The organism is Streptomyces sp. NPDC091289 (genome assembly GCF_044757365.1).
GTDB lineage: Bacteria > Actinomycetota > Actinomycetes > Streptomycetales > Streptomycetaceae > Streptomyces.
The window spans coordinates 63,529-77,947 of the sequence record NZ_JBIVUT010000002.1 but is presented as its reverse complement, the minus strand read 5'-3'; the positions used below and the strand labels follow the sequence as shown (position 1 = coordinate 77,947).

Genomic DNA, 14,419 nt, shown 5'->3' with positions numbered 1-14,419 from the left:
CGCGCAGTTGGCCCGGAAGAGGCGCAGTTCCGGCAACCGCTCCATCGCCGCCGCTGGCCGCCGCGGACTCCACCCCTCCGCTGGAAGCGCTCTCAGCCCTGTCGGCGCCCGGCGCTAGGCTGTAGACGATCCGGCGGCGACACCGAGCACGTACCCAGCGCGGCGCGCACCCCTGCGCACCTCCCACCGCACCAGCCCGCGTTTCGCCGCCCCTGTCGACGAGGAGCGACCGCCTTGCCCGAGCAGTCCCCCGGGTCCCGGCCCACCCTGGAAGCCGTCGCGGCGCGTGCGGGCGTTTCCCGGGCCACCGCCTCGCGGGTCGTCAACGGGGGCGACGGAGTCCGCAAGCCGCTGGTGGACAAGGTGCTCCAGGCGGTCGAGGAGCTGGGCTACATCCCGAACCACGCCGCGCGGACGCTGGTGACCCGGCGGACCGGGGCGGTGGCCGTCGTCATCGCGGAGCCGGAGACGCGGTTCTTCTCGGACCCCTTCTTCTCCCAGCAGATCCGGGGCATCAGCAAGGAGCTGACCGCCCACGACACCCAGCTCGTCCTGCTCCTGGTGGAGGGGCCCGGCGACTTCGACCGGATCGCGCGGTATCTGTCCGGCGGACACGTGGACGGGGCGCTGGCGTTCTCGCTGCACACCGACGACCCGGTGCCCGCGATCACCCGCCGGGCGGGGATCCCCGCGGTGTACGGGGGACGGCCCAGCTGGACCGCCGACCCGGGCGACCAGGCCGTTCCCTATGTGGACGCGGACAACCGGGGCGGGGCGCGGCTGGCCGTGCAGTATCTGAAGGACCTCGGCCGGGAGCGGATCGCGCACATCGGCGGGCCGCCCGACCAGACGTCGGCCATGGACCGCCTGGACGGCTACCGGGACGTCCTGATGGACGCGGACCCCGCCCTCGTCGCCCAGGGCGCGTTCACCGTGGAGAGCGGGGCGCGGGCGATGGCGGAGCTGCTGGACCGGCGGCCCGGCCTGGACGCGGTGTTCGTGGCGAACGACCTGATGGCGTCGGGCGCCCTGCGCGTGCTGCGCGAGCGCGGGATTCCCGTGCCGGAGCAGGTGGCGCTGGTGGGGTTCGACGACATGGAGTCGGTGGCCGAGCAGACCGATCCGCCGCTGACCACCGTCAGCCAGGAGATCGAGGGGCAGGGACGGCTGATGGCCCGCCTGCTGCTGCGCGCGCTGGACCGGGACCGTACGGGCAGCGGCGACGTCCCCGAATCGGTGATCACCCCGACCGTGCTGGTCCGCCGGGCGTCCGCGTAACCACCCGGGGCAGCCGGGGCACCCGGGGCATACGTACGCGAACGGCGGGCCTCCGCCCTGAGGAGCCGGAGACCCGCCGCGTCATGCGTCACCCGATCCGGTCACCGACCGGGGACGGTCATCGATCAGGACCGGCGAGGGTCACACGTACGGAATCCGCAGCACCGCCGCGTCCGTCCCCGTCTGCACCTGGGACGTGCCGTTGCCGAGCGCGTTCCAGATCTCCAGCCGGACCGTGCCGTTCTTCAGCTCGCCCAGGCTGCCGGTGGCCGCCTGGACGCCCGCCGCCTGCGTGTACTCCTCCCAGCCCGCGACCGGGTCGGTCGCGAAGTAGCGGAAGGTCTCGGCCCGGTCGAACGTGCCGTCGCCGGTGAGGTCGTAGCTGACCCTGACCTGCGCGGCGAGCCCGACGTCGGTGCCCGCGTCCACCCGGAGGCGGAACGCGGTGGCGGCCCCGGCCGAGACCGTGCCGTTGACCTGCTTCACCTCGTAGACGGCCGGGCTGTACGGGGTGCCGTCCCGGTTGACGCCCCCGGCCGAGGCGATGGTGTCCGCGCCCGCCGCGTCGGTGGTCGCGGTGGTGAGGACGCCGCCGGTCTTCAGGCGGAAGGTGTTGCCGGTGGACGGGTTGCCCGGCTCCTCGGGCTCCTCCGGCTCCTCCGGGTCGGGGTCGCTGCCGCCGGGACCCGTGCTCGTGGCCGTCGAGCGGGCCGGTACGGACAGGGTCTTGCCGTCGGAGAAGGTGACCGTACGGGCGGTGGAACCGTGGTTGTGGGCGGTGTAGGTGCGGGTGCCGCCCTTCGAGAAGACGGCGGAGGTGGGCAGGTCGCCGCTGACCGTCATATCGGGCGCGCCGACCGCGTCCAGGGTGGTGATCCAGTGGTAGGTGTGCGCCTTGGACTCGCCCTCCTCCGGGGTGTAGTTCCCGTTCGCGCCGTCCCACTTGGCCTTCGCCGCCGCCGGGTCGGACAGTGCCTCGAACTCCCAGAGCAGGTCGCGCCACTCCTGGGCGGGCCCGCCGTTCTCGCGCTCCATCTCGGCGATGTTCCGCTTGATGGCCGCCTTCTCACGGGCCAGGTGGAGTGAACCACCGGTCACCGGGAGGACGTTGATGCCGTGGATCTCCTCCGGGTTCGCGGTCCACCAGGTGGAGTAGGAGGCGCCGCTGCCCCAGACCATGCCGACGGTGCCGTACTCGTACGAGGCGGGGAAGACCTCCTCGTCCGCGTCGAACCAGTACTGCGTGATGGCTTCCGACTCCGTCGTCAGCAGGTAGCTGCCGAGGTCGCGGAGCGAGTCGTCGCCCATCGCCGCGCCCCAGAGGACGAGGCCCGCACTGAGGTTGATCGACTCCGAGGACGACTCCTGGTTGTTGCCCGCCGCGAAGCCCTGGTGGCCGGAGGCCCAGCTGTGGCCCGCGTACACGTCGAAGCCGCGCAGGAAGGGGTAGGCGGAGTCGGTGCGGCTGGGGTTGGCGGTGTCGCGGATCAGATGCTTGATCATCGTGCCCCAGGCCGAGTCGGCGGCCCAGTCCTGGTCGTACTGGGCGATGATCGCCGCCGCGTAGACGTAGTAGCTGTAGTGGAAGTGGTGGTCGTTGAGCTCGGTGTCGCTGCCGTACGAGGCCGGGTAGCCGGTGAGGGTCTTCCAGTCCTTGTCGTAGCTGAACTCACTGGCCCCGCCCGCCGTGAACCACTCCTGGAGCCGGCCCTTCATCAGGCCGAGGAGCTTGTCGCGGGTGGCGGTCTCGCCGATCTGGTCGGCGACGGGCACCAGCTGGGCGAGGCGGCCGAGCGCCTTGCCGGTCCAGTAGGTGTCCGAGGCGCCCGAGAACGGGTCGGAGGCGTTCGCGACCTCGTCGAGATAGCCCGTCAGCCGCGCCTTGTCGACGCCGCTGGACGCGGGCAGCGCGGGCACGACGCCGTTGTTCTTCTGGCTGGTGGTGAAGGAGGCGGACTCGCGCACCTTCATCGTGCCGCGCGGCGATACGTACGTGTACGGGGTCAGCGCGTCGGTGGTGTGCAGCCACTGGTGGCGGTAGAGGGCCTGGAGCGTGCCGCGCTCGGTGCCCTCCTTGGCCTCGGTGGTCAGGCTGTAGGTCGCCCGGACGTCGCCGCCGGTCGTCTGCCAGTCCACCTCGGAGCCGGTGACGAAGCTGAAGGCGTACTTCCGGTAGGTCGCGAGCGCGTCCGTGGAAGGCAGCACGGCGAGCGAGAAGTAGTCCTTGGAGCCGAGGCCCGCGGTGATCGTGGAGCCGGAGACGTTCCAGTCGCTGCCGGTCGGGGCGAAGAGGGCGTAGTGGTGGCCGGCGACGGTGATGCCGAGGACGTTGCCGTCGTCCGAGAAGACCGTCGGCGCGGAGTCCGTCGTGATGCGGGCGTCGCCGCCGGAGCCCTTGGCGTACACGAACGGCATGCCGTGGCCGATGGTGGCCCGGAAGGTGCGGGAGCCGTCGGCCCAGTAGGGCGTCACCGTCCAGTCGGACCAGGCGTCGGCCTTGGTGTCGGGCGAGTTCAGACCGCTGAGCCCGACGGTCAGGTCGGCCTTGTGGGCGTACTCGTACTGCCGGCCGTCGCCGACGATCGCGGGCGTGGTCGGATAGCCGACCTCCAGTCCGCCGGAGGTCGCCTGGTAGGTCAGGGGGTGGCCGTACATGGGGGTGCTGTACGGGTTGTCGCCGTAGCGCTGGAAGGCGAGCGAGGACCACCAGTCGTTGGTCGGGACCGGCTGGTCCCGGGCGGCGGTGGTGAGCTTGGGCGTGACGGGCGCGCCGGTGTTGGTGGTCGGGCCCGAGGTACCGGCGGGGCGGGTGTCCGTGTAGCTGCCGGCGCCGGCGGGGATGGTGGCGGCGGCAGCGGGCGAGGCGGCGGGGCCCAGGCCCACGGCGGCCACGGCGATGGCGAGGAGCGCGGCCGCGGCGGGTCTGGGGGTGACTCGGGGGGTGACTCTGGAAGCGAGTCCGGAGAGGGAGGTTCGCACGAGCAGCACCTCGATCATGGGGGGCGAAGAGCGCGTTCGAGAGCGCTCTCAAGTGCCAAGGAACGTAAAACTCCTGAAACGTAAGTGTCAAGAGAACGCACACAGACGGCAGTTGGGCGGGGGTCATCCGTAACGCCAAGCTGTTATGCGTTCGAGTCTTGACGGGGCGAAGGAGGTGGGAGACGCTCCAGACGCAGGTTTTGAGAGCGCTCTCAAGGCGCTCGGTTCATCCCGAAGCCAAGGGAGGCTTCCCATGCCCATAGCCCGAGCCGCCAAGAGAGCCACTGCCCGCCTCGGCGCGGTCGTCCTCGCCGGGGCCCTCCTCGCCGCCTGTGGATCCGGTGACGCGTCGGACTCCTCCGACAGCGCGGGCGGAAAGGTCACGCTCAACGTCGACCTCTTCGGGTCGTTCGGCTTCAAGGAGGCCGGGCTGTACGAGGAGTACCAGAAGCTCAACCCGAACGTGACGATCAAGCAGAGCGACACCCAGGACGAGGCGGACTACTGGAAGTCGCTCCAGACCCGGCTCGCGGGCGGCGGCGGTCTCGCGGACGTGCAGGGCGTGGAGGTCGGCCGCATCGCGTCGGTCACCCAGCAGCAGTCCGACAAGTTCCAGGACCTGAAGGAGTTCGGGGCCGACAAGCTCAAGGACGAGTTCGCCGAGGCCAAGTGGTCGGCGGCGACCACCAAGGACGGCAAGATCCTCGGCCTCGGCACGGACGTCGGCCCCGAGGCGATGTGCTACCGCACCGACCTCTTCAAGCAGGCCGGCCTGCCCACGGACCGCGAGGAGCTCGCGAAGAAGTGGGCCACCTGGGACGGCTACCTGGAGCTGGGCAAGCAGTACAAGAAGAAGGCCCCCGCCAAGAGCGCCTGGATCGACAGCGTCGCCTCGCTCTACGGGATCATGATCGGCCAGGAGAAGGAGCGGTACTACGACGCCTCCGGCGAGCTGATCTACGACAAGAACCCGGCAGTCAAGAAGGCCTGGGACAGCTCCGTGGAAGCGGCCGAGGCGGGCCTGAGCGCCAAGCTCGACCAGTGGTCGCCGCAGTGGAACCAGGCGTTCGCGGCCGGTTCGTTCGCGACGATCCCGTGCCCGGCCTGGATGCTCGGCTACGTCAAGGGCCAGGCCGGCGACGCGGGCAAGGGCAAGTGGGACATCGCCAAGCTGCCCGGCGGCGCGGGCAACTGGGGCGGCTCGTACCTCTCCATCCCGCGCGCGGCCAAGCACAAGAAGGAGGCGTACGCGCTCATCGAGTGGCTGACCGCCCCCGAGCAGCAGGCCAAGGTCTTCCAGAAGCAGGGCAACTTCCCATCCTCGACGGGCGCCATCGAGACGATCGCGGACGCGAAGGACGACTACTTCTCGGGCGCCCCGATCGGCCAGATCTTCGGTGACGCGGCCAAGGAGTCCCCGGTCCAGGTGCTGGGTGTGCACGACCAGAACGTGATGCAGCAGATCACGAACGCGCTGAGCGAGGTCGAGCGCAAGGGGAAGCCGGCGGACAAGGCGTGGGAGACGGCGAAGAAGGGCGTGGACAACGTGATCGGCTGACGCCGGTTTCGCTGCCCCCTCTCCCCTCCCGCTTCGCCCCCAGGGGCCGGTCCGCCCGCGCACGGCGGATGGACCGGCCCCACCCCCCGTACCGGCCCCCCGGTACCCATGGGCTCCCCGCCACTCCCCCGCCCCCGTACCCCTGACTCCCCGCCACTCCGCTCCCGATCCCGAAGGGCCGCACCGTGTCCCTCACCGCCACCGCGAAGGCCGGGCCCCGCCCGTCCGGAACCGGGCCCGGCCCCGACGACGGCCGGGTCGCCGCCCTCCGGCGCACCTGGCGCAAGGCCTCCCCGTACGCCTATATCGCCCCCTTCTTCACCCTGTTCCTGGCCTTCGGCCTCTTCCCGCTCCTCTACACGGCGTTCGTCTCGCTCTACCGGGTCGAACTCCAGACGAGCGGCGAGATGGAGTGGCGGGGCATCGCCAACTACACGGCGCTGTTCACCGACGAGTACTTCTGGATCTCGCTGCGCAACACGTTCACCATCGGCGTGCTGTCGACGGTCCCGCAGCTGGCGATGGCGCTGGGCCTGGCCCACCTGCTCAACTACAAACTCCGCGGCCGCACCTTCATCAGGACCGCGATCCTGCTGCCGTACGCGACGTCCGTCGCCGCCGCCACGCTCGTCTTCGCGCAGCTCTTCGGCCGGGACTTCGGGCTGATCAACTATGTGATCGGGCTGGTCGGCTTCGACCCGGTGGACTGGCAGACGGGGACGGTCGCCTCGCAGATCGCGGTCTCCAGCATCGTGGTCTGGCGGTGGACCGGGTACAACGCGCTGATCTACCTGGCGGGCATGCAGTCGATCCCGCACGAGCTGTACGAGGCGGCGGAGATGGACGGGGCCTCGCGCTGGCGGCAGTTCCTCCACGTGACGCTGCCCGGCCTGCGCCCCACGATCGTCTTCACCGTCATCATCTCGACGATCGGTGCGACCCAGCTCTTCGGTGAGCCGCTGCTGTTCGAGGGGTCGATCTCCGGCGGCATCTCGCACCAGTACCAGACCCTCGGCCTGTACATGTACGAGCAGGGCTGGGGCTTCTTCCACCTGGGCCGGGCCGCGGCCATCGCCTGGGTGATGTTCGTCCTGATCGTGGTGCTCGTCGGGGCCAACGCCCTGCTCGTGCGCCGCCGCGCACGCAAGGAGGCCGGCCGATGACCGCGCTCGCCGCACCGCCGACCGCCCCCGACCAGGGCCGCCCGCCGCAGGACCCGCCCGGAAAGCGTCCCCGCTTCCGCAAGGGCGGCGGCGGGGCGGGCCGCACGATGAAGGGCGGCTGGCTCTCCTATCTCATCCTCGGCTTCGCGCTGCTGATCTCGGCGTTCCCGTTCTACTGGACGATCGTCGCGGCCAGCCGGTCCAACGCGGACCTGGCACAGGTGCCGCCGAGCCTGCTGCCCGGCCCCAACCTGATCAAGAACTTCGACGCGGTCCTCGAAGAGGCCGACATCGGCAAGGCGCTGCTGAACTCGCTGATCGTGTCGTCGTCGATCACGCTCGGCACGGTCCTGTGCTGCACGCTGGCCGGATTCGCCTTCGCCAAGCTGAAGTTCAAGGGCCGGAACGCGCTGCTGACGCTGACGATCGGGACGATGATGATCCCGCCGCAGCTCGGCGTGATCCCGCTCTTCATGCTGATCGCCGAACTCCAGTGGGTGAACCAGCTCCAGGCGGTCATCCTGCCCGGCCTGGTGTCGGCCTTCGGAGTGTTCTTCATGCGCCAGTACCTGGTGCAGTCGCTGCCGGACGAGCTGATCGAGGCGGCCCGCGTGGACGGCGCCTCCACCGCCCGCATCTTCTGGTCGATCGTGATCCCGATCGCGCGGCCGGGGATGGCGGTGCTCGGGATGCTCACGTTCATGACGGCGTGGAACGACTTCTTCTGGCCGATCATCGCGCTGTCCTCGCAGGAGCCGACCGTGCAGGTCGCGCTGCGTCAGCTCGGCGGCGGTTACGTCAACGACCAGTCGGTGATCATGGCCGGCACGCTGCTCGGCACGCTGCCCGTGCTGCTGGTCTTCGGCCTGCTGGGCCGGCAGATCGTCGGCGGCATCATGCAGGGCGCGGTCAAGGGCTGACCCGCGCTCCCCCCATCTGCTCGCCCCATCTGCTCGCCCCATCTGCTCGCCCTCTCACTTCCTGGAGTGTCCGTCTCATGACCGCTGTCGATGCCCGTCCGGCGAGCTCCGCGAGCCCCCGCCCCGAGACCGTGGCGGGACTCCGCTTCCCCACCGCCTTCCGCTGGGGCACGGCCACCGCCGCCTATCAGATCGAGGGCGGGGCGACCGAGGACGGCCGGACGCCGTCCATCTGGGACACCTTCAGCCGGACGCCCGGCAAGGTGCGCAACGGCGACACCGGTGACATCGCCGCCGACCATCTGCACCGGATGCCGGACGACGTACGCCTGATGAAGGAACTGGGCGTCACCGACTACCGGTTCTCCGTCTCCTGGCCCCGGGTCCAGCCGACCGGCCGGGGCCCGGCCGTGGAGCGCGGCCTGGACTTCTACCGCCGTCTGGTGGACGAGCTGCTGGCGGCCGGCATCAGACCGGTGGCGACGCTCTACCACTGGGACCTGCCGCAGGAGCTGGAGGACGCGGGCGGCTGGCCGGAGCGGGACACGGCGCACCGGTTCGCGGAGTACGCGGGCCTGGTGGCGGGGGCCCTGGGCGACCGGGTGCCGACCTGGACGACGCTCAACGAGCCCTGGTGCGCGGCGTTCCTCGGGTACGGGAACGGGGTCCACGCCCCCGGCCGGACCAGCGACCTCGCGGCCCTGCGCGCCGCCCACCACCTGAACCTGGCGCACGGTGCGGGAGCCCGTGTCCTGCGCGACCGCCTCCCGGAGACGGCGGAGATCTCGCTCACCCTGAACCTCCACGCCCTGCGCCCGCTGACCGACACGGCACCGGACCGGGACGCGGTGCGCCGGATCGACGCGGTGGCGAACCGGATCTTCCTGGACCCGGTCTTCCACGGCCGGCTGCCGCAGGACCTGGTGGAGGACACGGCGGCGGTGACGGACTGGTCGTTCGTGAAGGACGGCGACCTGGAGGTGACCTCAACGCCCATCGACTCACTGGGCATCAACTACTACTCCCCCAGCGTGGTTTCGACGGGCACGTCGGAGTCCCCGTCCCCGTGGGCGGGCGCGGAGCAGCATGTGGCGTTCACTCCGGCGGAGGGCCCGCGCACGGCGATGGACTGGCCGGTGGACGCCAACGGCCTGTACGAGCTGCTGACCCGCCTGCGCGACGAACTGCCGTCCCTGCCCCTGCTGGTGACGGAGAACGGTGCCGCGTACGACGACTACGCCGACCCGGAGGGCGGGGTCCACGACCCGGAGCGGGTGGCGTACCTGGACGCCCACCTGAGCGCCGTGCACCGGGCGATCGAGGACGGGGCGGACGTCCGCGGGTACTTCCTGTGGTCGCTGCTGGACAACTTCGAGTGGGCGTACGGGTACAGCAAGCGGTTCGGCATCGTGCACGTCGACTTCGCGTCGCAGCGGCGTACGGCGAAGGACAGCGCGCGGTGGTACGCGGAGGTGATCGGGCGGGGCGGGCTGGAGGGCTGAACCGAGGGGGCCGGCCGGGCGGCAGACCCGCCAGGCTCCTCCGCCCCTTCCACTCCATCCATAGGTCCTGCCGGGGCCCGGGGCACACGCTCCGGGCCCCGTGGCATGCCCGGCCGTACAGGCGGGCGATGCCCGATGCCTCCCGGAATGGACCGGGCTGCTTTCGGCCGGATGAACGGTCGGCGATGCACGGCGGACCGGCGGGTAACGAGCCCGGCGGTCACGAGGGCGCCCGGATGGCCGGATGGCCGGAAGGGACCGTGGAGGCCGGAGCCGTACACACGCTTCACTCCACGACGGCCGCGACTTCGGCGGAAACAGGGCTGCTCAGCAGAGCGTCGGGCGTAAGTCCATCCGGCCCGGTGAGCCGGGTGCGCCGCCCTCCACCGGGCCGCGCGGAGGGCCCGCGGCCCCCGGCCGGCGACCGCGGGGGCGTCCGCTTCCGCCCTCCGAAGCAACATGGCGCGAATGCGTCTCTTCCGGCCGGTGCCGCGAGGTACGACCCTTGACGACCTCCCGACCCTCGTCCGTATGGTCTAGACCAAGCACTCCCCACCCCCACAGACACAGCGGGAGATCGCACATGAGCAGCCACACCGTAAAGTCGACCTTGCCTCCGCCCCCGCCCGGCAGCGAATCCGAACCCCCGCCCCACGCACACGAGTTCGGCCGTGCCCACCGCCCCACGACCGGCCGGACGGACCCGACCGGCCCCGCATACCCGACCGGCCCGGCGGCCCCCACCGACCCGACCGGCCCGACCGTTCTCCGAGTCCTGAGCCGGCTGGCCGCTCTGGTCGACTCCCACGCCCTCGCCCTGTTGAGGGTGACGGTCGGCATCGTCTTCCTCGGCTTCGGCGTCCTGAAGCTGTTCCCCTCGGCCAGCCCCGCGGAGCAACTGGCCGTCGACGCGGCGACGAAGATGACCCTGGACCTCGTACCGGAGACGGTCCTGCTGCTCTCCCTCGCGGCACTGGAGACGGCCATCGGCATCGGTCTGATCGCCGGCCGCCGCCTGTTGCGCCCCGCCCTCGTCGTGTTCTTCCTCCACATGGGCGGCGTGTTCTCGACCCTCTTCCTCCTCCCCGACACGATGTGGCAACCGCACTCGCCCGCCCCGACGATGGAGGGGCAGTACGTCGTCAAGAACGTGGTCCTGGTGGCGGTGTGCCTGGTCGTCGCCGCGCACGAATGGGGACGCGGTTCCAGGTCGTCACGGCGGCCGGAATGCCCAGGCGAGGGCAACAACACCAACAGCAACAACACCAACGGCAACGGCAACGGCAACGGCAACGGCAACGGCAACGGCAACACCGATCAACCGACGTGAACCGGCGCCTCGGCAAGCTGTTGCGGGGCGTCGGGGCCTGCGGGGCGAGGGCCGCGGAGCATGGTCGCGGCGATGACCGCCGCGACCGCCAGCGTGACGGCGGTGGCGAGGAACACCGCGGAGTAGCCGTCGGTGAGGGCGGCGGCTTCCCGGCCGGCGCCGGTCGCGGCGGAGCGTTCGACGGCACCGAGGTAGATCGTGGTGAACACCGACAGCCCGACACAACCGCCGATCTGCATGGCGGAGTTGACCAGGGCCGACGCCGCACCCGCATCGTGGTGGTCGACACCGACGAGAGCGACGTTCTGGACGGGGATGATCACGAAGGCGATCCCGATGCCGACGACCACCAGGCCACCGAAGACCTCGGTCCAGTAGCTCCCGTCGGCGGTGATGAAGGTCAGCCACAGCATCCCGGCGGCGGCGATCAACGGCCCACCGGTCATCAGGACACGCGGCCCCCAGGTAGGCAGCAGCCGGGCGGCCACCGGCGCGGTGATCATGGTGGCGAAGGTCATCGCGAGGCTCGCGAGCCCGGCCAGGAGCGGAGAGAGACCGAGCACGATCTGCAGGTGGAACATCAGGTAGAGGGTCATCCCGATGTAGACGGCGCCGATGGCCGCCTGGATGAGGAACGCTCCGGCGCGGGAGCGATCACGCACCACCCGCAGCGGCAGCAACGGCTGCGCGACGCGGGCCTCGATCCACACGAACACCGCCAGCAGCACCAGGCCGGCGGCGAGGAAGCCGATGGTGTCGGGCGCGGTCCACCCGGACTCGGCCAGGGTGAACCCGTAGACCAGGGCGGCCAGGCCGAGGGTGACGGCCAGGGTCCCCCAGATGTCGTACCGGTTGTCGCCCTCGACCCGGCTCTCGGAGACGAACAGCAGCGCGCCGATCAGGCCGACGACCGCGAAGACGATGTTGACCAGCAGGCACCACCGCCAGTCGGCGAACTCGGTCAGGACGCCGCCCAGCGCCAGGCCCACCGCGGCACCGGTGCCGGCGACGGTGCCGAAGACCGCGAACGCCGTTCCGCGCTCGCGCCCGGCCGGGAACGTGACCGTCAGCAGCGCGAGCGCCGCGGGCGCCAGCAGCGCCGCGAACGCACCCTGCAATCCGCGCGCCGCGATCAGCTCGGTCCCGCTCTGCGCGAGACCGCCCCACACGGAGGCGAGACCGAAGCCGAGCATCCCGACCATGTAGCTGCGCTTGCGCCCCCAGTAGTCGGCGACGCGCCCGCCGAGCAGCAGCAGCGCGCCGAACGCGAGGACGTAGGCGGTGATGACCCACTGCCGCTCGGTGTCGCTCAGTTCCAGTTCGAGCTGGGCCTGGGGCAGGGCCACGTTGACGATCGTCGCGTCGAGCACGACCACCAGCTGCGTCAGGGCGATCACCGCGAGCGCCCACCATCGACGGGGATCAGGAGCTGCGGATGGGGACACGGACGGGGACGGCAAGACAGACATGAAGAAACCTCCGGGGTTCTGTCCAACGAGCGCCGGAGGTTTCAAGCCTCGGACCGGACACCGGAAGTCCGGGTCCGACCACCTCGACCATGGGGCCGAGCACGTCCATCCTAACCGGGCGCACATCCTGTCCGATTTCCGGGTGCACGTCCTGCCCGGTGCGAGCGGACTGCCCCTGGGTATCGGGCTCGCCGCCGCTTCAGTCCGCCTTGACCCGCCGGATGATCCGCCCGTCGAAGGCAGTGATGAGCATCCCACTGGTCTGGTATTCGCCGCTGACGTAGATCAACATCGCCGCCTGCCCCTCGTACCAGTCGAAGGCCACGCGGCTTTCATCGGATTTGAGCTTCAGTACACCCAGTTCGGTCTGGGCGATGCGGAGAAGGCGGGGCAGCTCATCCCATTCGACCCGGTCGAGGTCCAGCAGGTGATGCCCCTTCAGGATCCCCTCAGCGCCCTGAAGAGTGCCTTGGCCGTCCTCGTACGAGAAATTGTCGAACATCTTCTTGCCCGGCACTATCTCTTCGTGCAGGAGCGTATTTCCCGAAGCCCGGTCCCGGCGCAGGTCGAAACTGGGGAGCACCTTGGTCCCCCCTGTCACCGCCTCCATCTTCTTGAGCACTCTCCGGGCACCGGAGGGGGTGAGCAGATCGGTTTCCTCTTTGAGCGTGGGTGTGGGCGAGGGAGTGGGGTCGGAGGCCAGGGAGGCGGAAGGGCTGGACGTGGGTGTGCGGACGCCGGAGGGCGTGGACGAGGCCCCGACGGACGGCTTGTCCTCACCGCCGAAGGCGGGTACGTACTCCCAGGCCAGCAGCCCGGCCACCAGCGCGCCCAACAGGACCGCCGGGAGCACGAGACGTCGGCGCGACCGTCCGGCGGCCGCCGTAGCGTGCACGGGCGTCCGGCTCGTCTCCGCACCGGAGCCCTCCGCGCCATCGGTCCCGCCGTCCGGTGGTGGGCCGGTGCCGGGCTCCGGCTCGGCAGGCGGCTCCGCTTCGTCCCGCACCTGTCCGGCGGCATCGGAGCCGACGGCGTCCCGCGCGGGCGGACCAGCGGCCGCGGCCGGCTCCGTGGGTGTGTACGGGACCGGGGCCGGGGCCGGGACCGGGGCTGCGTCGGCCGTCTCCACGAGGTCGGCCCGCACGGGTGACACGGCGATGCCGTCGACGGCCGTCACCACACGGGCACCGGCGGCTTGTGCGAGGAGCCGGTCGAGGGACTCGGCGTCGGGCCGGGAGGCGACGTCCTTGATGAGCACGGACCGCAGTACGGGGCCGAGGGCGTCCGCCCGCCGGGGCGGCGGTACGTCCTCCTCCAGGATCGCGGCCAACGTGGCGAGGGTGGACGAGCGGTGCATCGGATGGTGCCCCTCGACCGCGACGTACAACATCATCGCCAGCGACCACAGGTCGGAGGACGGGTCGTCGTCATGGCCCCGCAACCGCTCCGGGGCCATGTAGTCGGGCGAGCCGATGAGTTCGCCGGTGTTGGTCAGGCTGGTGGCCTCGCGCACGGCCGCGATGCCGAAGTCGGTGAGCAGGGGCGTGCCGTCGGCACGCATCAGTACGTTGCCGGGCTTCACGTCGCGGTGGAGAATGCCCGCGCCGTGCGCGGCCCGCAGCCCGGCCAGCACGCCCCGGCCCAACCGCGCCGTCTCGGTGGGGGTGCACGGCCCGCGCTCCAACCGGTCCTGGAGCGAGCCGCCGGAGATCAGCTCCATCACCAGCCAGGGGTGCGCCACCTCCGCCGAACTCACGATGTGGTGGATCGTCACCACGTTGGGGTGGCTGATCCGGGCCAGCGAGACGGCCTCGCGCAGCACACGCTTGCGCAGCATCTCCGCCGCGTCGGGACGCAACCGCAGCAACTCCGGATCCGGCGGCCGTACCTCTTTCAGCGCCACGTCCCGGTGCAGGACGATGTCGCGCGCCCGCCACACCAGCCCCATTCCGCCGCCGCCGAGCCGCTCCAGCAGTTCGAAGCGCTCGTCGATCACACTTCCCTCGGATCCCGCAGTCATGGGCGGAACAGTACGGCACGGATTGATCACAGCTCCACGGATCCGAATCCAGCTGAACTCCTGTACTCCATGCACCGGTTGGGGTATTCACCAACGCGATTTCCGTGGCGCATCCGTAGACGCCGAACGCGACCAGGCCGATCCAACCGGCCGGCAGCACGGTGCCGTCCACGCCCCAGGGCTCCAGGGTGAGCCAGATC

The 14,419-nt window shown here is 70.8% G+C and carries 9 protein-coding genes; 6 read left to right on the top strand and 3 right to left on the bottom strand.

The features are described from left to right. Positions 1-234 precede the first annotated feature (234 nt). Positions 235-1,278, top strand: a complete 1,044-nt coding sequence (locus tag ACIQPT_RS02475; protein WP_401151788.1) for a LacI family DNA-binding transcriptional regulator — start codon at positions 235-237, stop codon at positions 1,276-1,278. A gap of 141 nt (positions 1,279-1,419) precedes the next feature. Here the strand turns inward: ACIQPT_RS02475 and ACIQPT_RS02470 are convergent, their stop codons facing one another. Continuing rightward, positions 1,420-4,275, bottom strand: a complete 2,856-nt coding sequence (locus tag ACIQPT_RS02470) for a glycosyl hydrolase (protein WP_401151785.1) — start codon at positions 4,273-4,275, stop codon at positions 1,420-1,422. Positions 4,276-4,510: 235 nt separating this feature from the next. Here ACIQPT_RS02470 and ACIQPT_RS02465 point away from each other — a divergent pair, with 235 nt between their 5' ends. The 5 genes from ACIQPT_RS02465 (at position 4,511) to ACIQPT_RS02445 (ending at position 10,730) form a co-directional block, all read left to right on the top strand. Next, positions 4,511-5,815, top strand: a complete 1,305-nt coding sequence (locus ACIQPT_RS02465) for an ABC transporter substrate-binding protein (RefSeq protein WP_401151783.1) — start codon at positions 4,511-4,513, stop codon at positions 5,813-5,815. A gap of 185 nt (positions 5,816-6,000) precedes the next feature. Then, positions 6,001-6,978, top strand: a complete 978-nt coding sequence (locus tag ACIQPT_RS02460; protein WP_401151780.1) for a carbohydrate ABC transporter permease — start codon at positions 6,001-6,003, stop codon at positions 6,976-6,978. Then, on the top strand, positions 6,975-7,898 hold the full coding sequence (locus ACIQPT_RS02455; RefSeq protein ID WP_401151778.1) for a carbohydrate ABC transporter permease: 924 nt from the start codon (positions 6,975-6,977) through the stop codon (positions 7,896-7,898). Before ACIQPT_RS02460 ends, ACIQPT_RS02455 begins: the two co-directional genes overlap by 4 nt. Positions 7,899-7,975: 77 nt before the next feature. Beyond that, positions 7,976-9,400 carry a GH1 family beta-glucosidase gene (locus tag ACIQPT_RS02450; protein WP_401151775.1) on the top strand — a complete coding sequence of 475 codons (1,425 nt, stop codon included), beginning with the start codon at positions 7,976-7,978 and terminating at the stop codon, positions 9,398-9,400. A 583-nt stretch (positions 9,401-9,983) separates the two neighbouring features. Beyond that, positions 9,984-10,730, top strand: coding sequence for a DUF417 domain-containing protein (locus ACIQPT_RS02445; RefSeq protein ID WP_401151772.1), 747 nt, complete (start codon positions 9,984-9,986; stop codon positions 10,728-10,730). On the opposite strand, the gene ACIQPT_RS02440 is transcribed toward ACIQPT_RS02445, so the two are convergent. Continuing rightward, entirely contained in the window at positions 10,718-12,127 is a 1,410-nt protein-coding gene (locus tag ACIQPT_RS02440) for an MFS transporter (RefSeq protein ID WP_401151769.1), read from the bottom strand. The genes ACIQPT_RS02445 and ACIQPT_RS02440 overlap by 13 nt on opposite strands. Before the next feature lie 271 nt (positions 12,128-12,398). Beyond that, on the bottom strand, positions 12,399-14,219 hold the full coding sequence (locus ACIQPT_RS02435) for a serine/threonine-protein kinase (RefSeq protein WP_401151767.1): 1,821 nt from the start codon (positions 14,217-14,219) through the stop codon (positions 12,399-12,401). Positions 14,220-14,419: the final 200 nt, after the last annotated feature.

What these genes read in the sequence shown, in the direction of transcription:
- ACIQPT_RS02470 (WP_401151785.1), bottom strand. Translation starts at nt 4,275, where the DNA reads ATGATCGAGGTGCTGCTCGTGCGAACCTCCCTCTCCGGACTCGCTTCC.
- ACIQPT_RS02465 (WP_401151783.1), top strand. Translation starts at nt 4,511, where the DNA reads ATGCCCATAGCCCGAGCCGCCAAGAGAGCCACTGCCCGCCTCGGCGCG.
- ACIQPT_RS02455 (WP_401151778.1), top strand. Translation starts at nt 6,975, where the DNA reads ATGACCGCGCTCGCCGCACCGCCGACCGCCCCCGACCAGGGCCGCCCG.
- ACIQPT_RS02450 (WP_401151775.1), top strand. Translation starts at nt 7,976, where the DNA reads ATGACCGCTGTCGATGCCCGTCCGGCGAGCTCCGCGAGCCCCCGCCCC.
- ACIQPT_RS02445 (WP_401151772.1), top strand. Translation starts at nt 9,984, where the DNA reads ATGAGCAGCCACACCGTAAAGTCGACCTTGCCTCCGCCCCCGCCCGGC.
- ACIQPT_RS02435 (WP_401151767.1), bottom strand. Translation starts at nt 14,219, where the DNA reads ATGACTGCGGGATCCGAGGGAAGTGTGATCGACGAGCGCTTCGAACTG.